14 protein-coding genes are annotated in these 17704 nt (G+C 64.0%); all 14 read right to left on the bottom strand.

All coding sequences use genetic code 11. The features are described from left to right. Positions 1-3: 3 nt before the first annotated feature. Positions 4-873: an outer membrane protein assembly factor BamD gene (locus tag FJ490_RS11450; RefSeq protein ID WP_140495233.1), complete on the bottom strand. Its 870-nt coding sequence runs from the start codon at positions 871-873 to the stop codon at positions 4-6. A gap of 262 nt (positions 874-1135) precedes the next feature. Further along, positions 1136-2086, bottom strand: a complete 951-nt coding sequence (gene lpxC, locus FJ490_RS11445) for a UDP-3-O-acyl-N-acetylglucosamine deacetylase (protein WP_140580005.1) — start codon at positions 2084-2086, stop codon at positions 1136-1138. 283 nt (positions 2087-2369) lie between these two features. Further along, entirely contained in the window at positions 2370-4052 is a 1683-nt protein-coding gene (gene ftsZ, locus FJ490_RS11440; RefSeq protein WP_140729184.1) for a cell division protein FtsZ, read from the bottom strand. A 66-nt stretch (positions 4053-4118) separates the two neighbouring features. Further along, on the bottom strand, positions 4119-5426 hold the full coding sequence (ftsA, locus tag FJ490_RS11435; RefSeq protein ID WP_140553117.1) for a cell division protein FtsA: 1308 nt from the start codon (positions 5424-5426) through the stop codon (positions 4119-4121). Further along, positions 5423-6364, bottom strand: coding sequence for a cell division protein FtsQ/DivIB (locus FJ490_RS11430; protein ID WP_140495225.1), 942 nt, complete (start codon positions 6362-6364; stop codon positions 5423-5425). Before FJ490_RS11430 ends, ftsA begins: the two co-directional genes overlap by 4 nt. Then, positions 6352-7278 (bottom strand): D-alanine--D-alanine ligase, encoded by a 927-nt coding sequence (locus tag FJ490_RS11425; RefSeq protein WP_140495223.1) that lies wholly within the window; start codon positions 7276-7278, stop codon positions 6352-6354. Before FJ490_RS11425 ends, FJ490_RS11430 begins: the two co-directional genes overlap by 13 nt. Before the next feature lie 301 nt (positions 7279-7579). Beyond that, positions 7580-8545, bottom strand: a complete 966-nt coding sequence (murB, locus tag FJ490_RS11420) for a UDP-N-acetylmuramate dehydrogenase (protein ID WP_140495221.1) — start codon at positions 8543-8545, stop codon at positions 7580-7582. Next, positions 8542-9942 carry a UDP-N-acetylmuramate--L-alanine ligase gene (gene murC, locus FJ490_RS11415; protein ID WP_140495219.1) on the bottom strand — a complete coding sequence of 467 codons (1401 nt, stop codon included), beginning with the start codon at positions 9940-9942 and terminating at the stop codon, positions 8542-8544. Before murC ends, murB begins: the two co-directional genes overlap by 4 nt. Continuing rightward, positions 9939-11066 (bottom strand): undecaprenyldiphospho-muramoylpentapeptide beta-N-acetylglucosaminyltransferase, encoded by a 1128-nt coding sequence (gene murG / locus FJ490_RS11410; RefSeq protein ID WP_140567372.1) that lies wholly within the window; start codon positions 11064-11066, stop codon positions 9939-9941. The genes murC and murG overlap by 4 nt, the downstream gene beginning before the upstream one ends. A 1-nt stretch (position 11067) precedes the next feature. Continuing rightward, positions 11068-12219 (bottom strand): putative lipid II flippase FtsW, encoded by a 1152-nt coding sequence (gene ftsW, locus FJ490_RS11405; RefSeq protein WP_140516599.1) that lies wholly within the window; start codon positions 12217-12219, stop codon positions 11068-11070. Then, entirely contained in the window at positions 12219-13619 is a 1401-nt protein-coding gene (gene murD, locus FJ490_RS11400; RefSeq protein ID WP_140729185.1) for a UDP-N-acetylmuramoyl-L-alanine--D-glutamate ligase, read from the bottom strand. Before murD ends, ftsW begins: the two co-directional genes overlap by 1 nt. A 9-nt stretch (positions 13620-13628) precedes the next feature. Continuing rightward, positions 13629-14711, bottom strand: coding sequence for a phospho-N-acetylmuramoyl-pentapeptide-transferase (gene mraY, locus FJ490_RS11395; RefSeq protein ID WP_140495211.1), 1083 nt, complete (start codon positions 14709-14711; stop codon positions 13629-13631). Between the two features lie 24 nt (positions 14712-14735). Beyond that, complete coding sequence (locus tag FJ490_RS11390) at positions 14736-16217, bottom strand: UDP-N-acetylmuramoylalanyl-D-glutamyl-2,6-diaminopimelate--D-alanyl-D-alanine ligase (protein ID WP_140729186.1); 1482 nt, start codon at positions 16215-16217, stop codon at positions 14736-14738. Further along, complete coding sequence (locus FJ490_RS11385; RefSeq protein WP_140729187.1) at positions 16214-17668, bottom strand: UDP-N-acetylmuramoyl-L-alanyl-D-glutamate--2,6-diaminopimelate ligase; 1455 nt, start codon at positions 17666-17668, stop codon at positions 16214-16216. Before FJ490_RS11385 ends, FJ490_RS11390 begins: the two co-directional genes overlap by 4 nt. Positions 17669-17704 lie beyond the last annotated feature (36 nt).

Raw genomic sequence — 17704 nt, 5'->3', positions numbered from 1 at the left:
GCATCAGGCGCCGGTGATCAGTTTCCCGGCCTTGGATATCCACGAGCCGGCATTCTCGCGCGGCGCAAGCCCGTTGCTCTGCAGGAGCTTGTAGGAATCCTTGTACCATGGGCTGTCGGGATAATTGGTGCCGAGAACGGCGGCAGCGGTCTGCGCCTCCGAAGTCAGGCCCATCGCATAATAGCTCTCGGTCAGGCGCGCCAGCGCCTCCTCGACATGCCGGGTGTTGGAATAATTCTCGACCACATTGCGAAAGCGCTTGACCGCGGCGATGTATTCGCGGCGTTCGAGATAATAGCGGCCGATCTGCATCTCCTTGCCGGCGAGTTGGTCGTTGGCGAAGCGGATCTTTTCCTTGGCGTCATCGACATATTCTGAATTAGGCCAGCGCGTCACGAGATCCTGCATGGTCTGCACGGTCTGGCGCGCTTCCTTCTGATCCTGCGTCACGTCCTTGATCTGGCGGTAGTAGCTAAGGCCGATGATGTACTGCGCATAAGCCGCGTCATCCGTTGACGGATACAGCGTCAGATAACGCTTGGCCGACGAGATCGCTTCGTCGTAGCTGCCCTTGCGATAGTCGGCGAACGCGCCCATCACCATCGATTTGCGGGCCCACTCCGAATAAGGATGCTGGCGGTCGACCGCGTCGAACTTCTTGCTCGCCTCGTCGAGGCGTCCGGCATTCAGATTGGCGAGCCCTTGGTTGTAGAGAACGTCGGCCGGCTCGGTCTGATCGACATAGGTCGACAGGTCGATATCTTTTTCCGACGACATGCAAGCAGACAGGAAGAGCGATGGAACAACCACCGAAAGCGCCAGGAAAACGGACCGCTGCGGCGCTTTCAATTGACCGACTCGCTTGAAGAACATGATTGGATTGCGCCCTTTCGGCGTTATTTCAGTGCCTGTTGCATATCGTTTCCCCAAAACTGGTCCCCACTTCCAGGCGACATGCACTATCGACGGCAGCAGCCATAAACCATAACCGCCTTGCCCGGCAACGCTATGTCTAGGCAATCGAACATTTTTGTGGCGGCCGGGCCGCGCCGGAGCATCCCTGCGATTTCGCCGGCAAATGATGCATTCATGCAACACCAGCGAGCTGCGATGGTATCCGGAAAGTGGCGGCGACTCAGATCATCCAGGGCGCATAGAGAGGCGCGTTGACGGCGCTCATCTCGGCCGCACGGCCGCGCTCGCGGCGGGTCGTTTCGACGATCTCGAACGCGGTACGGTCCGACAGCACGCGCCGCAAGGCGGCCGCATTCAGCCTATGGCCGCCACGATAGGAGCGGAAGCAGCCGATGAAGCGGGCCCCGGCCAGTGCCAGGTCGCCCATGGCGTCCAGCGTCTTATGGCGTACGAACTCGTTGGGGTAGCGCAAGCCGCCCATGTTGATGACGCGGTTGTCGTCACCGATGACCAGCGAATTCTCAAGCGAGGATCCCAGCGCATAGCCGGCGGCCCACAGCCGCTCGACGTCCTTCATGAAGCCGAAGGTGCGGGCGCGCGCGATGTCGCGGCGGAAAATGTCCGCATTGATGTCGGACGCGAACAGCTGCCGGCCGATCGCCGGGCTTTCGAAATCGATCTCGACCTCGAAGCGGGTGCCGTCATAGGGCCTGAACTCAGCCCAGGAGGCGCCGTTCTCGATGCGGACCGGCTTGACGATCCGGATGTAGCGCCGCTTGACCGACAGCGTTTCGATGCCGGCCTGGTCTATGGCCTCGACGAACGCCATGGCGCTGCCGTCGAGGATAGGGACCTCATGGCCGTCGATCTCGATGATGACATTGTCGATGCCGAGCCCGAACAGCGCCGCCATGATGTGCTCGACCGTGGCGATGTGCTCGCCAGAGGGGTCACCGAGCATGGTGCACAGATCGGTTGCGCCGATCTCGGAAAACAGGGCGCGGAACTCGCGACCTTGCCCGTTCTCACTAAAAAGCTGGAAAACGATGCCGGTCTCGGCATCCGCCGGGAGAAAGCTGATGGAAACTTCCTTGCCGCTGTGAACGCCGGTGCCCGTAAGCGACGCGCGCGTCTTCACTGTCGTCTGATAGTCGTGCAAGACAATCCCCATAAGCCCAAAATGCCTAGGTCCGCTTCTCCAGCCCGAGGGGCGCGGCTCTCTTGTAAAAATCGGCAGGCCAGGTCACTTCCCCCGAAATCCCGGCAAACCGACGACGGTAGGCAGCGAAGATAATGTCCCGTCAGGGATAGTCCAAATCACGGTTTCTTACTCTTTGTAACCGCAACCGACATATGGATAGCCTCTTAAGTGCTTGAATTTGCATTCTTTTAAACGTTAACAGGCAAGCAATTCCTTGCTTGCCTGTTAACAATTGTTACAGCCCGTTAACCGCTCAGTTGGCCTGGCGACGCAGGAACGCCGGAATTTCCAGCTGGTCGTCCTCCTGAGTCGCCCTGGCCTGCGGCGTCAGGCGGCCTTGGTCGTCGAGCTGGCCGCGACGAGGCGCGTAGAGCTGCGCGTCCTGGCTTGCCAGACGGCGCACTTCCGGTGCGGCCTGACGCAGCTTGGGCTCGCGCGGCTGCGCCGGCTGCAGGCGTGCAGGCTCTTCCTCGCGGCGCGTCAGGCCGTTGGTCAGACGCTTCAAGAGCCCCATCGGTCCGCTGTTCTCATGGTCGGCCGGGCGGCTCTTGGCGTCGACCTCGGCCTTCACGACAGGCGGAAAGTCCTCGACGCGCGGCATGCGCTGGGGAGCCATCGCGACCGGCTGCTGGACTTCGCGCAGGATCTCGCGCGGCTGAGGCGCCGGCTGGATCTGCTGGACCACGGGCTGCACCATCGGTTGCGGCTGCGCCGGCGGAGCCTGGAAGATCTTGCTCTGCGGACGGAAATCATCCGCATGGGCAACCGGCGCCGGACGGGCTTGCGCCATCGCCGCGGCGTTTGCTTCGGCCAGTTGGATCGCTTCCGCGACCGGATCGGCGGCGCGCGGTTCGAACGCAGCCTGCTGGACCGGCGCGGGGCGGCTTTCCGCCGCGGCAACGGCCGGGCGGGCGGCCGGCTTCTGCGGCGCGGTGCGGATCGAGATCGGCGCGGCGGCGATTTCGGCCGCCGACTTGTCGATGCCGGTGGCCACAACCGAGACGCGGATGACGCCTTCGAGCTCCTCGTCGAAAGTGGCGCCCAGGATGATGTTGGCGTCCTGGTCGACCTCCTCGCGGATGCGGGTCGCCGCTTCGTCGACTTCGAACAGCGTCAGGTCGCGGCCGCCGGTGATCGAGATCAGCAGGCCCTTGGCGCCCTTCATCGAGGTCTCGTCGAGCAGCGGGTTGGCGATCGCGGCTTCCGCGGCCGCCATCGCGCGGCCCTCGCCCGAGGCCTCACCGGTGCCCATCATCGCCTTGCCCATCTCGCGCATCACCGAACGAACGTCGGCGAAGTCGAGATTGATCAGGCCTTCCTTGACCATCAGGTCGGTGATGCAGGCTACACCCGAATAGAGAACCTGGTCGGCCATGGCGAACGCGTCGGCGAAGGTGGTCTTGTCATTGGCCAGCCGGAACAGGTTCTGGTTAGGGATGACGATCAGCGTGTCGACGCATTTCTGCAGCTCCTCGATGCCGAAATCCGCCGTCTTCATGCGGCGCTGGCCTTCGAAATGGAACGGCTTGGTGACGACGCCGACAGTGAGGATGCCCTTCTCGCGGGCGGCGCGCGCCACGACCGGCGCCGCTCCCGTGCCCGTGCCGCCGCCCATGCCCGCGGTGACGAAGCACATATGGGTGTTGGACAGGTGATCGATGATCTCGTCGATGCATTCTTCCGCTGCCGCGCGGCCCACTTCAGGCTGGGATCCGGCGCCCAGCCCCTCGGTGACATGCGCGCCGAGCTGGATCAGCCGGTCGGCTTTCGACATGGTCAGCGCCTGCGCGTCGGTGTTAGCGACAACGAACTCGACGCCGCGCAGACCGGCGGTGATCATGTTGTTGACGGCGTTGCCGCCGCCGCCGCCGACGCCGAACACGGTGATGCGTGGCTTAAGCTCGGTGATGTCCGGCTTTTGCAGATTGATGGTCATTGTCTCCGTCCTTTGCCTTTCCTGCCGCTTCGCCGCCGCGGCCACTTATGGGGCTGTCCCCGTCAATTAGAAACTGTCTCTCAACCACTGACTCATGCGATGCAGTTTTCCGCCTGTTCCAGTCATCCTGAGACCGGAAATTCCTTTCGCCGGATGGCTCTCGAAGCTCGCCATCTGCGGATAGATCAACAAACCGACGGCCGCCGAGAAGGCCGGCCCCTTCGCCGCTTCGGGCAGGCCCGCCACGCCGAGCGGGCGGCCGATGCGCACATTGCGCCCCAGGATGCGGCGCGCCGCTTCCGGCAGGCCGGCAAGCTGGCTGGCGCCGCCGGTCAGCACCACGCGCTTGCCCACCGCATTGCCGTAGCCGGACTTGTTCAGCCGGTCGCGCAAAAGCTCGAGCGTCTCGTCGATGCGGGCGCGCACGATACGCGTCATGACGGAGCGCGGAATCTGGAGCGGCACTTCGCCCTCGTCGCCGATCGGCTGGATCGAGACCAGGTCGCGGTCATCGGCGCTGCCGGGCAACGCCGAACCGTGCATCACCTTCAGCCGTTCGGCGGCATCGAGCGAGGTGGACAGTCCCTTGGCCATGTCCAGCGTGACGTGGTTGCCGCCGATGGCGATGGCGTCGCCATGGACGAACTTGCCTTCCGAAAACACCGAGATCGTCGTCGTGCCGCCGCCCATATCGATGCAGGCGGCGCCCAGTTCCAGCTCGTCGTCGACCAATGCCGCCAGCCCGCTGGCATAGGGCGTCGCCACCATGCGCTCGACCGAAAGATGCGAGCGGTTGATGGAGAGCTCCAGGTTGCGCATCGGAGCGGCGTCGCCGGTCAGCACATGCATGTCGACGCCAAGCGTGTCGCCGACCATGCCGCGCGGATCGCGCACGCCGCGCTCAGCGTCGAGCGAGAAGCCGACGGGGAGCGAATGGACCACCTCGCGCTCGGTCTTCAGCGCCTGCTTGGCGCCGGCACCGAGCACCCGCTTGATGTCGGCCTCGTCGGCCTCATGGCCGCCGAGATTGATGGTTGCCGAGAAAGCTTCGCTCTTCAGCCGGCCGGCGGTCATGTTCACGATCAGCGAATCGACCGTCAGCCCGGCCATGCGCTCGGCGGCGTCGACGGAGAGACGAATGGCATGTTCGGCACGATCGAGATCGATGACGACGCCCGATTTGACGCCCTGCGACTTCTGATGGCCGATGCCGATCACCTGGATGCGGTGCGAGCGTCCGCGCAGCAGCTTGCCGTCATCGCACGGCTTCAGCTTCGCCACCATGCAGCAGACCTTGTTCGAACCGACATCCAGTACCGTCAAGGTGCCGGAGCGGCGCGAAGAGGCATCGCCTGAACCGCCAAGCCAGCTCATATCTTCGTCTCCGGCTTGCGCTTCAGCATTTTCGGCTTCTCGTTGAGCGCGGCTTCGCGCTGGGTCGCCGCCTCCGGCGTCAGTTGCACGACCAGCCGGTCGGACAGCCGCATGTCGACGGCAGCGATGTCGCGCGACAACAGCCCCTTGTCATGGTCCATGCCGACGAGTTCGGCGAGTGCCTGATCCTCGCCATCCTCGGGAAGCTTGACAGTGATGCCGTTGTCGAGCTTCAGGTCCCAGCGCCGATCGCCGACACGGACATAGCCCCTGATGCGGGTCGCGAGATCCGGGTATTTTTCGATCTTCGCCAGGAATTCCGGCGCCTTGGCCGGCGCGCCGGCTCCGATCAGCAATGGCAGCAGCACCTGCTTGCCACCCGAGAACGGCGCGATAACGGCACCGTCTTTTTCGATGACGGAGAGATCGCTGCCCTGCTGCCAAAGCGCGAACGCCTGACGCTCCTCGACGCGCACCTCCAACGTGTGCGGATAGACCTTGCGCACCGCGGCGACCTCGATCCAGGGCAAGGTGGCGATGCGTTCCCGCGCCGCCTCGGCATCGAAGCCGATCAGCGACGTCCAGCCATCGAGCTCGAGCCTGTCGAGAATATCGATCTCGGACGTCTGGCGATTGCCGACCACCTTGACCTGGTCGACGGCAAAGCCGGTCCGGGCAGTGATGCTCTGGACGATGCCGTCGGCATGACCGCCGAGATAGGCGCCATAGGCGCCGCTCGAAGCAATGAGCACTGCCGACATGATCGCGGCGGAGAAGCGCGGCGCCTGGAATTCGCCCTCGCCCAGACGCGCCAGGATACGCACCGGGCGGCGAAGCACGCGCGGCAGCACGAAATGGTCGAACGACAATGGCAGGCTGAACAGCGCCGGCCCGGCCACGCCCTTCCCCTTGCCCTGCCCCCATTTCAACGCAGACACGAAGCGTCCTCCACCATCCAACTCAACAGATCGCCGAACGAATGCCCTGCCTGGGCGGCGATTTCAGGCACCAGAGACGTCGGCGTCATGCCCGGCTGGGTATTGACCTCGAGCCATACAACCTCGCCATTTTCGGAGTGACGATCGTCATAACGGAAGTCCGACCGGGAAACGCCCCGACAGCCGACAGCTTGGTGAGCCTTGAGCGCCAGTGTCTGTATTTTTTGGTAAATATTCGGTGAAACTTTTGCGGGGCATTCGTGTTTTGATCCGCCCGCGACATATTTTGAATCGTAGTCATAGAACGAATGGCCCGTCGGGATGATCTCGCAGACGCCAAGCGCCACGTCGCCCATGACGGCACAGGTCAGCTCGCGCCCATGGATGTAACGCTCGACCATGACGGTATCGCCATATTTCCACTCGGACGAGCCGATGACCTGCGGCGGATGCGACTGCCCCTCATGCACGATCACGACGCCGAAGCTCGACCCCTCATTGACCGGCTTCACCACATAAGGCGGCTTCATCGGATGGTTGTTCTGAATGGCGAAGCGATTGGCGACCTTCGATTCGGCGACGGGGACACCGGCCAATTTCACGACTTTCTTCGACTGCTCCTTGTTCATCGCAAGCGCCGAGGCGAGCACGCCGGAATGGGTGTAGGGAATGCCGAGATATTCGAGAATGCCCTGAATGGTGCCGTCCTCGCCAAAAGGACCATGCAGCGCATTGAAGGCGACATCGGGCCTGAGATCGGCAAGCACGGAGCCGACGTCGCGCCCGACATCGACGCGCGTGACTTGATAGCCTTCCGTCTCAAGCACATCGGCACAGGCCTTCCCCGAAGACAGGGACACGGGCCGCTCGGACGAGAAACCACCCAGCAGGACGGCCACATGCTTGTTTTTCATTCCCCGTCATCCCCTCTCACGGCGGATCAAAAACCAAGATTTCCGCAACATTGAGTCCGAGTCTCCCGGCAGGTTGCCCCCCAGACGGAAAACGCGGGAAACGCGTCGAACGACTCAAATCAGGAAACGCTTTGGAGCAGAGAATCAGAGAGTTGATTCACTGGCAAGTGCTTATGATTCCGGGAGATTCACTTTCTGAGAAAATGGATGCGAAAACCGCGCTGTTGAGTCTTTGGAGCAACGGTTGCGCGGTCGTTCCGGACCGGTTGAAGTTCATGCGTCACATGAACTTCAACCGCGGCTAGAGCAGCTGTCCAAGAAACTCCTGCACGGCGTGTCCGGGGCGGAAGTCCCCGATGCGCTTGATCTCCCAGTGCAGCCGGATGCCGGAATGTTCGAGCACCCGCGTGCGCACCGTTTCGCCGAGATATTCGAGTTCGTAGCCGGTCGCTGTCCCGGTGTTGATCATGAAATTGCAGTGCATGGGCGACATCTGCGCGCCGCCGATCAGCAGGCCGCGGCACCCGGCCTTGTCGATCTCTTTCCAGGCTGAGGTGCCTTCAGGATTCTTGAAGGTCGAGCCACCGGTCTTCTCGCGGATCGGCTGCACCGTCTCGCGATGGTTCTGCACCGCGTCCATCGCCGCCTTGATCACTGCCTTGTCCTCGGCAAAGCCCTCGAAAATCGCCGAGGTGAAGATCAGCCCGGACGGTGCCGACGAGTGCCGGTAGGCATAGCCCATATCGGCATTGCTCAGCGTCTGGACGTTGCCTTTGCGGTCGAGCGCACGCACCTCGACGACGCGCTCGCGCGTCTCGACGCCATTGGCGCCGGCGTTCATCCTCAGCGCCCCGCCGATGGCGCCCGGTATGCCGTGGTAGAAATGGAAGCCGCCGATGCCGGCTTCCAGCGCCACCGCGGCGATGCGCTTGTCGGGCGTGGCCGCGCCAGCCTTGATCGATGTCGGCGAAACAATTTCGGTTTCACCGAACCCCTTGGCCGACAGCCTTATGACGAAACCCGGAATACCCCCATCGCGCACAAGCAAGTTCGAGCCGACGCCGACTATGGTCAGCGGTATCTCTTCGGGAACCGCTTTCAGGAAAGCAGCGAGATCCGCCTCGTCCGCTGGCTGAAAGAGCGCCTCGGCCAGTCCTCCGGCGCGGAACCAGGTGATCTTGTCCATCTCGGCATTCGGCGTGATGCGGCCGCGCAGGCCGGCAAGCCGGCCGCCAAGTCTGTCGATCAGCGCCTGGCCCTGCATCATGAGACGGCCAGCTCCTTGGGCAGCGCATAGGCCCATTGCGTGATGTTGCCGGCGCCGAGGAAGACGACGAAGTCGCCGGGCCTGGCCAGATCACGGACAACAGGCGCTATTGCTTCCGGACCCTCGATGTAGCGCGCGTCGCGATGGCCCCCGGCGCGGATGCGCGACACCAGCGCATCCGAGGTCACGCCTTCGATCGGCTCCTCGCCGGCGGCGTAGACCGGCGCCACCATCACCGTGTCGGCGTCGTTGAAGCAGGCGGAGAACTCATTGAACAGATCATGCAGCCGGGTAAAACGGTGCGGCTGGGCAATGGCGATGACGCGGCCCTTGGTGGCGCTGCGCGCGGCTTTCAGCACCGCAGCGATCTCGACCGGATGGTGGCCGTAATCGTCGAACACTTCGACGCCATTCCAGGAGCCGGTTTGGGTGAAGCGACGCTTGACGCCGGCGAAGGACGACAGGCCTTTCTTGATCGCCTCGGCCGACAGGCCGAGCTCATGCGCCACCGCGATCGCCGCCGTCGCATTGGAAACGTTGTGGCGGCCGGGCATCGGCAGGCGCAGATCCGATATCGTCGTCTGGCCGCGTCCCTTGCGGTCGCGGATCACCACGTCGAATTCCGAGGTCGCGCCGGCCATGCGATGGTTGGTGAAGCGCACGTCGGCCTGCGCGTTCTCGCCATAGGTGATGACGCGGCGATCCTCGATTCGGCCGACCAGCGCCTGCACCTCCGGGTGGTCGGTGCACATGACGCCGAAGCCGTAGAACGGCACGTTCTCGACGAACTGGCGGAAGGCTTCGCGCACCTTCTCGAAACTGCCGTAGTGATCGAGATGTTCGGGATCGATATTGGTGACGACGGCGATATCGGCCGGCAGCTTGAGGAAGGTCCCGTCGCTCTCGTCGGCTTCGACCACCATCCACTCGCCGTCCCCCATGCGCGCATTGGTGCCATAGGCGTTGATGATGCCGCCATTGATGACGGTCGGGTCGAGCCCGCCGGCTTCGAGCAGCGTCGCTACCATCGAGGTCGTCGTCGTCTTGCCGTGCGTGCCGCCGATCGCCACTGCCTGGCGGAAGCGCATCAGTTCGGCCAGCATTTCGGCGCGGCGCACGATCGGCAGCAATTTCTCCCGTGCCGCCTTCAGTTCGGGGTTGGATTTCTTGATAGCCGTCGAGACAACCACCACTTCGGCATCGCCGAGGTTTTCTTCCCTGTGGCCGACAAAGCACTCGATCCCCTTGTCGCGCAGCCGCTGCACGTTGGCGCTGTCGGCCTGGTCGGACCCCTGCACCTTGTAGCCGAGATTGTGCAACACTTCGGCGATGCCGCTCATGCCGATGCCGCCAATGCCGATGAAATGCACGAGGCCTATGGTCTGCGGCATCTTCATGGGTGCGCCCCCTTCCTGAAATCCGAAACGGTTTTGCGGGACGCAATAGCCTCTGTGAGATCGGCGAGCAACCGTGCGGCATCCGGTTTGCCGACCGACTTCGCCGCGGCAGCCATTGCCGTGAGCCGTTCGGGCTCGGCCATCAGGGCGCCGATCAACGCCGCGATGCGCTCGGGCGAAAGTGAGGATTGCGGCTCCACCTCGCCACCGCCGGCGGCCGCAAGAGCGGCTGCGTTCGCGGCCTGGTCGTGATCGAGCGCATAGGGATAGGGCACCAGCAGCGCCGGTCGCCCGATGACGGCGATTTCCGAGACGGTCGACGCGCCGGAGCGCGACATAACCAGCTGTGCGGCCGCTATACGCGCCGCCATGTCGCTGAAGAAGGGCGAGACCTCGACAACGACACCGAGCGCTGCATAGGCCGCCTTCACCCGCCCGACATCATCGGCCCGAGCCTGCTGCGTGATCACCAGCCGCTTGCGGAGTGCGTCGGGGAGCAAGGCGACGGCCGCCGGCACCGCATCGGAGAAGAACTGCGCGCCCTGGCTGCCGCCGAACACCAGCAGGCGGAAGGGATCGTTCCCGGCCGAGGCGGCGTAGGCGGTCTTTGCGGCTTCGAGCACCTGTGGGCGGACCGGATTGCCTGTCGTCACCGTCTTGGCGCCGACGGCGCTTTCGTCTTGCGGCAGGAAGCCACCGGCAATCGCATCGACGCGGCTGGCCAGCGCCCGGTTGGCGCGTCCCATCACCGCGTTCTGCTCGTGGATCAGCGTCGGCACCTTGCGCCGCGTCGCGGCGTAGAGCGGCGGCAAGGTCGGATAGCCGCCAAAGCCGACCACGGTATCGGGCTTGATCCTGCCGATGATGGCGGACGCCTGGCGCACGCCGCGCCAGATTTTCCAGAAAGCGCCAAGCAGGGCAACAGGATTTTTGGAGCCCAGCGTCGCGGACTGGATCGGGTGGATGGCGGCGGCCGGGAAGTGGCCGGCAAAGCGCTCAGCGCGGTCGTCGGTCGCCAGATGCACCGTCCAGCCACGCGCGTTCAACTCATGCGCCAGTGCCTCGGCCGGAAACAGATGTCCGCCGGTTCCGCCCGCCGAGAGAAGGATAACGCCTCTGGCCATGTCACTCCGCCGGCATGGCGCGCTGTGGCAAGGCAAAGCCCACCTGCTTGCGCTTTTCCGGTCGCTTGCGCGTCAGCGCCAGCACCATTCCCATCGAGATGGCGATGGCAATCTGCGAAGAGCCGCCATAGGAGATGAACGGCAGCGTCATGCCCTTGGCCGGCACCAGCTGCAGGTTGACGCACATGTTGATGACTGCCTGCAGGCCGAACACGGTGACGAGGCCGCCGACCGCATAGCGGGTGAAATCGTCATGCTCCTTCAGCGCCGTGTTGAGGCCGCGCAGCACGATGAAGGCGAAGATGGACATGATGAAGAAACACATGATCAATCCGAATTCCTCGCCCGCGACCGAAAAGACGAAATCGGCATGGCTGTCGGGGATGACCCGCTTGACGGTGCCCTCGCCCGGCCCGACGCCGAACCAGCCGCCATTGATCAATGCGTCGCGGCCCATATCGACCTGGAACGTGTCGCCTTCGCCAGTGAGGAACTTGTCGATACGCAGGGCGACGTGCGGAAATACCGTATAGGCGGCAAAGACGCCGCCGACGCCGGCCGCTCCGAGCACGACGATCCACAGCCATGGCAGCCCCGCCATGAAGAACATGATGCCCCAGGTGCCGGTCGTCAGCATGGTCTGGCCGAGGTCCGGCTGCGCCACCAGCAGCGATACGACCAGTACCAAGAGCAACATGGCGAAGAGATTGCCCGGAATGTCGGGCTGGCGCTTGTGTTCGGCGAACAGCCAGGCGCACATGATGACAAAGGCGGGTTTCAAAAACTCCGAGGGCTGGATCGACAGGCCGGCAAGCGACACCCAGCGCCGCGCGCCTTTCACCTCGACGCCGATGTAGAGCACCGCCACCATCAGCACCAGCATCAGGCACAGCATGATCAGCGCCATGCGCCGGATTTCTCTGGAATCGAGGAAGGACACCGCCAGCATCACGCCGAGCGCCGGCACGGTGAAGATGATCTGCCTGGTCGCGAAATGGAAACTGTCGAGGCCGATGCGTTCGGCGACCGCGGGACTTGCGGCGAAGGACAAAACTATGCCCAGCCCCATCAGCGACAGGAACGCCGCCAGGAACCAGCGATCGATGGTCCACCACCAGGTCGCAACCGGGCTTTTGTCGAGACGGCTCTGCATTATCGTGCCCCTCCGATGGGTTTGACGCCCTCGATAGCATTCGCAGCTTGCCTGAAGGCTTCGCCGCGGACCTCGAAATTCTTGAATTGGTCGAAACTGGCGCAGGCCGGCGACAACAGCACCACCGCCTCGCCGCCATCGTCCTTGGCCGCATCATGCGCGGCATGCTCGACCGCGGCTGCAAGCGTGCCCGATATCTCATACGGCACCGCCTCGCCCAGCGTCGCCGAAAAGGCCGGCGCTGCCTCGCCGATCAGATAGGCCTTGGCGATACGCGGGAAGAAGCCGCGCAGCGGCTCGATGCCGCCTTCCTTGGGCAGGCCGCCGGCGATCCAGTAGATGCGTGAAAAGCTCGACAGGGCGGGTGCCGCCGCATCGGCGTTGGTCGCCTTGGAATCGTTGACGAACAGCACGTGGTCCTTGCGGCCGACCTGCTCCATGCGATGCGCCAGGCCCGGAAAGCTTTCCAGTCCGGACTGGATCTCGCCGAGGTCGAGCCCGACCTTGAGGCAGGCGGCCACCGCGGCAAGCGCGTTTTGCGCATTGTGCTGCCCGCGCAGCGAGCCGATGCCTTCGAGGAAGGCGACCCGGCTGTAGCGGCCATGCACCGCTTCCATCAAATTGGTGCCATCGGCGAAATAGCCGTCGGTCAGCGGCAGCCGCTTCGAAATGCGGATGACGTGCCGCCCCGCCCGCTCCAGCCGTTCGGCAATCTGCGCACACCAGGAATCGTCGATGCCGACGATCGCGGTCTCGCTGCCGGCAACCAGCCGCTCCTTGATCGAAGCGTAATGCTGCATGGTGCCGTGACGGTCGAGGTGATCCGGCGTCAAATTGAGCAGGATGCCGGCCGTCGGATTGATCGATGGTGCGAGGTCGATCTGGTAGGACGAGCATTCGACGACATAGTGCCGGTCGGGTTGCGGCGGATCGAGCGTCATCACGGCGCGGCCGATATTGCCGCCCATCTGCGTGTCGCGGCCGGAAGCCTTCAATATATGCGCCGTCAGCGCCGTGGTCGTCGACTTGCCGTTGGTGCCGGTGATGGCGATGAATGGGGCTGCTGGCGCGCCGAGTGTCCGCTCGCGGCAGAAAAGCTCGACGTCGCCGATGATCTCGACACCCGAACCGCGCGCCAGTTCCACCGTCCAGTGCGGCTTGGGATGCGTCAGCGGCACGCCGGGCGACAGCACGAAAGCTGAGAAACCGGCCCAGTTGGCGCCACGCAGGTCGGCGGTTGCAATACCCGCTTCGGCCGCCTTGGCGACACTGCCTGGATTATCGTCCCAGGCGAGCACCTCTGCACCGCCCTCGATCAACGCGCGTGCCGTCGCGATCCCCGAGCCGCCGAGCCCGAAGAGCGAAACACGCTTGCCTGCAAAGGATGCGGCGGGAATCACGGGGCGCGCCTATCTGAGCTTGAGGGTGGAAAGGCCGACCAGCGCCAGGATGACGGCGATGATCCAGAAGCGGATCACCACCTGGCTTTCGGTCCAGCCGAGCTTTTCGAAGTGATGATGGATCGGCGCCATCAGGAACACACGCTTGCCGGTCATCTTGAAGTAGCCGACCTGGATGATGACGGACAGGATCTCGACCACGAACAGACCGCCGACGATGACCAGCACGATCTCGTGCTTGGTGGCGACCGCAACGGTGCCGATCAGCCCGCCCATGGCCAGCGAGCCGGTGTCGCCCATGAAGATCGCCGCCGGCGGCGCGTTGAACCAGAGAAAGCCGAGGCCGGCGCCGATGACAGCACCAAGCACAACAGCCAGTTCGCCGGTGCCGGGCACGAAATGGATCTGCAGATACTCGGCGAATACGGCATTGCCGGAGAGATAGGCAATGACGCCGAAGGACGCCGCCGCGATCATGATCGGCACGATCGCCAGGCCATCCAGGCCGTCGGTGAGGTTCACCGCATTGCCCGCTCCCACGATGACGAAGCAGGAGAACGGAACGAAGAACCAGCCGAGATTGATCAGGAATTCCTTGGCAAAGGGGAATGTCAGCGACGAGGAGAACGGCGCCTGGCCATTATGCATGATCGCCCAGGCGGCGATGCCGGCGATGACGAATTCGAGCGCCAGCCGCGCCTTGCCGGAAAAGCCGAGATGCGACTGCTTCGTCACCTTCAGATAGTCGTCGTAGAAACCTATCGAGCCGAAGCCCAGCGTCACCAACAGCACCACCCAGACATAGATGCTCGACAGGTTCGCCCACAGCAACGATGAGCCGATGATGCCGGACAGGATCATCAGTCCGCCCATGGTCGGCGTGCCGGCCTTCTTGAAATGGGTCTGTGGCCCGTCGGCGCGGATCGGTTGGCCCTTGCCCTGGCGCAACCTGAGCGAATTGATGATGGTCGGCCCGAAGATGAAGACGATCAGCGCCGAGGTGATCAGCGCCCCGCCGGTACGGAAGGTGATGTAGCGGAAGACATTGAAGACCGAGATCTTGTCCGCGAAATCGACGAGCAGTGTGAACATGCGCTTTTCGTCCCCGACTTGACCCTAGGTCTGTTTGCCGATTGTCGTTTCAGCCGGGAACTTGCCCAGCAACGCATCGACCAGCTTTGCAAAGCCGATGCCCTTCGACGATTTGATCATCACCACGTCGCCTGGCTTCAGTGCGGCAAACAGAACCGGCTTCAATTCCTCGACGTTGGCGCGGTATTCTGTCCTGATCTCGCCCGGCAGCGCTTCCGCCAGCGCCCGCATCTCCGGACCGCCGAGAAAGACGGTCTGCGTGCCGGTGCCGACGATGAGACCGGCAAGTGCAGCATGCAGCTTGGCCGAATACTCGCCGAGCTCCAGCATATCGCCCAGCACGGCGATGCGGCGGCCTTCGCCCGTCACCGGCGTCGCGTTGAGCAGCGCCATGGCGGCCGCCATCGAGGCGGGGTTGGCGTTGTAGCTTTCGTCGATCAGCGTGATCGGTCCACCGGGGTGGCTTGAAGTCGGGCCACCGGGATGGCTCGAAGTCGAGCCACCGGGATGACGCAGCACATAGCGTTTGCCGCGGCCGCGCTCGGCCGAGAGATCGGCCAGCGCTAGGGCAACCTTGTCGAGATCGGCACCGACCAGACGGGCCGCGCCGAGGACTGCCAGAATGTTCTGCACCATGTGGCGGCCGGGCGCGCCGATGCGAGCCGTCACCTCGTGACCGCCGATCCTGGCGGCAATGTCGGAATGATCGGCATGGACTTCGCATTTGACCAGTCTGAAGGTTGAGCGCGCGTTCTCGCCGAACCCATAGACATGCTCGACGCCGGCGGCGTGCGCCATCTTGTCGAGAAGCTTGAAACGCGCGTCGTCGCGGTTGAGGATCGCCGCGCCGCCAGGTTCCAGCCCTTCGAAAATCTCGGCCTTCGCCTTGGCGATCTCGTCCAGATTTCGGAAGAAGCCGAGATGCGCGGCCGCGATCATGGTGACGATGGCGACATGCGGCCTTACCATCTTGACCAGCGGCCTGATCTCGTCGGGATGGTTCATGCCGATCTCGAACACGGCATAGTCGCAATCGGCCGGCATGCGCGCCAAGGTGAGCGGCACGCCCCAATGGTTGTTGAACGACTGCACCGAGGCATGCACCTTGCCGACCGCCGACAGCACGTGGCGCAGCGCTTCCTTGGTGGTCGTTTTGCCCGCCGAACCGGTCACCGCGATGATCCTGGCCTGGGAACGATCGCGCGATGCGACACCGAGCTTTTCCAGTGCCACCAGCACGTCCTCGACGACGATCATCGGCGCCGTCAGCCGGCCAAGCGACGGCAGCTTGCCTTCGGCCACGACCAGCACCCCGGCTCCGGCCTTGATGGCGGCGGTCGCGAAATCATGGCCGTCCATCGCCTCGCCCTTGATGGCGAAGAAAGCGTCGCCCGGCTGAAGGCTGCGGCTGTCGATCGAAATGCCCGATATGCCGTCCGGCATCGGCCCGATCGGTCGCCCGTCCATGGCGGCGACCAGCGTCTCGGATGTCCACAGCAAATTCATGCGGCACGCTCCAGCAGCGCGGCACGGACTTCTTCGTGGTCGGAGAAATGCAGGGTCTCGGTGCCGATCGTCTGGCCTTCCTCATGACCCTTGCCGGCCACGATCAGCGTGTCCCCGGCATGCAACATGGCAACGGCCTCGTGGATCGCCGCGCGCCGGTCACCGATCTCGATCGCGCCGGGAGCGGCGGCAAGGATCGCGGCCCGGATCGTCTCCGGCACTTCCGAGCGCGGATTGTCGTCGGTGACGATGACGACGTCGGCGAGCCGCGTCGCGATCTCGCCCATGATCGGCCGCTTACCGCGATCGCGGTCGCCGCCGCAGCCGAACACGACGATGACCCGGCCGGTGGTGAACGGGCGCACCGAGGCAAGCACGTTTTCCAGCGCGTCCGGCTTATGCGCATAATCGACATAGACCGGCGCGCCGTTTGCAGTCGTCCCGACAAGGTCGAGCCGGCCGGGTGCGCCCTTGAGTTTCTCCAACGCCTTCAAGGCCTTGGCGACTGGCGTTCCCGTGGAGATGGCAAGCCCGGCCGAAACCAGCGCGTTGGCTATCTGGAAATCGCCGGCCAGCGGCAGGTCGATCTCGTAGAGCATCCCGTCGGCCTCGACCTCGGCACGCTGGCGGTGGCGCTCATGCTCGACCCGCTTCAGCGTCAGGAAATCGCCGTGGCGGCCGACCGTCAGCACGTCGAGCCTTGCGACCTTCGCCGCCTGGATGGTTGGCGCCGACCACGGATCGTCGGCGAAGATCACGGCCGGCGCGCCCTTCGGCAGCAGCGCATCAAACAGACGCAGCTTGGCCCGGTGATAGTCCTCGACCGTCGGATGGTAGTCCATGTGGTCGCGGCCGAGATTGGTGAAGCCGCCGGCGGCCAGCCTGACGCCGTCGAGACGGCGCTGGTCGAGACCATGGCTGGAGGCCTCCATGGAGGCATGGGTGACGCCGGCGTCCGCCAGTTCAAGCAACAGCTGATGCAAGGCGACGGGATCTGGCGTCGTCAGCGAGCCATAATCGTTGCGGCCCGGCGCCACCACGCCGGTGGTGCCGATCGAGGCCGCGGCAAAGCCGGCCTGCTCCCAGATCTGCCTGACGAAAGCGGCGACCGAGGTCTTGCCGCTGGTGCCGGTGACGGCCACCATCGTCTGCGGCTGTTTGCCGAAATAACGGGCCGCGCTCAGGGCCAGCGCCAGGCGCGGGTCATCGACGGTCAACACGGGAACCGGCAGTTCCCCAAGGGCGCTGTCCTTGCCCGCGACGATCGCGGCAGCCCCTCGTGCGGCGGCCTCCGCGGCATAGACGGCGCCATCCGCCTTGCTTCCAGCGAGCGCGAAAAAGACGACGCCGGGTTTAACCTGGCGGGAATCCGAAGAGATGCCGGTAACCTCCAGATCGACGGAAGCTGTTCCTTCGACTGGCAGGATACCGGTTAGATTTTTGAGCTTCATCGAGTTCCGTTCACCGCAACAAAATAGCGCGCAGTT

Source organism: Mesorhizobium sp. B2-5-11, assembly GCF_006440835.1.
In the GTDB taxonomy this organism is placed as follows: Bacteria; Pseudomonadota; Alphaproteobacteria; order Rhizobiales; family Rhizobiaceae; genus Mesorhizobium.
Note: the sequence above shows the minus strand (reverse complement) of the source record. Positions and strands in the feature narration are given on the sequence as shown.

Excerpts from the sequence above, each read along its gene's own strand:
- FJ490_RS11425 (WP_140495223.1), bottom strand. The coding sequence starts at position 7,278 with ATGAAAAACAAGCATGTGGCCGTCCTGCTGGGTGGTTTCTCGTCCGAG.
- ftsW (WP_140516599.1), bottom strand. The coding sequence starts at position 12,219 with ATGCAGAGCCGTCTCGACAAAAGCCCGGTTGCGACCTGGTGGTGGACC.
- murC (WP_140495219.1), bottom strand. The coding sequence starts at position 9,942 with ATGAAGATGCCGCAGACCATAGGCCTCGTGCATTTCATCGGCATTGGC.
- ftsA (WP_140553117.1), bottom strand. The coding sequence starts at position 5,426 with ATGAGCTGGCTTGGCGGTTCAGGCGATGCCTCTTCGCGCCGCTCCGGC.
- FJ490_RS11450 (WP_140495233.1), bottom strand. The coding sequence starts at position 873 with ATGTTCTTCAAGCGAGTCGGTCAATTGAAAGCGCCGCAGCGGTCCGTT.
- mraY (WP_140495211.1), bottom strand. The coding sequence starts at position 14,711 with ATGTTCACACTGCTCGTCGATTTCGCGGACAAGATCTCGGTCTTCAAT.
- ftsZ (WP_140729184.1), bottom strand. The coding sequence starts at position 4,052 with ATGACCATCAATCTGCAAAAGCCGGACATCACCGAGCTTAAGCCACGC.
- lpxC (WP_140580005.1), bottom strand. The coding sequence starts at position 2,086 with ATGGGGATTGTCTTGCACGACTATCAGACGACAGTGAAGACGCGCGCG.
- murG (WP_140567372.1), bottom strand. The coding sequence starts at position 11,066 with ATGGCCAGAGGCGTTATCCTTCTCTCGGCGGGCGGAACCGGCGGACAT.
- FJ490_RS11385 (WP_140729187.1), bottom strand. The coding sequence starts at position 17,668 with ATGAAGCTCAAAAATCTAACCGGTATCCTGCCAGTCGAAGGAACAGCT.
- FJ490_RS11390 (WP_140729186.1), bottom strand. The coding sequence starts at position 16,217 with ATGAATTTGCTGTGGACATCCGAGACGCTGGTCGCCGCCATGGACGGG.
- murB (WP_140495221.1), bottom strand. The coding sequence starts at position 8,545 with ATGATGCAGGGCCAGGCGCTGATCGACAGACTTGGCGGCCGGCTTGCC.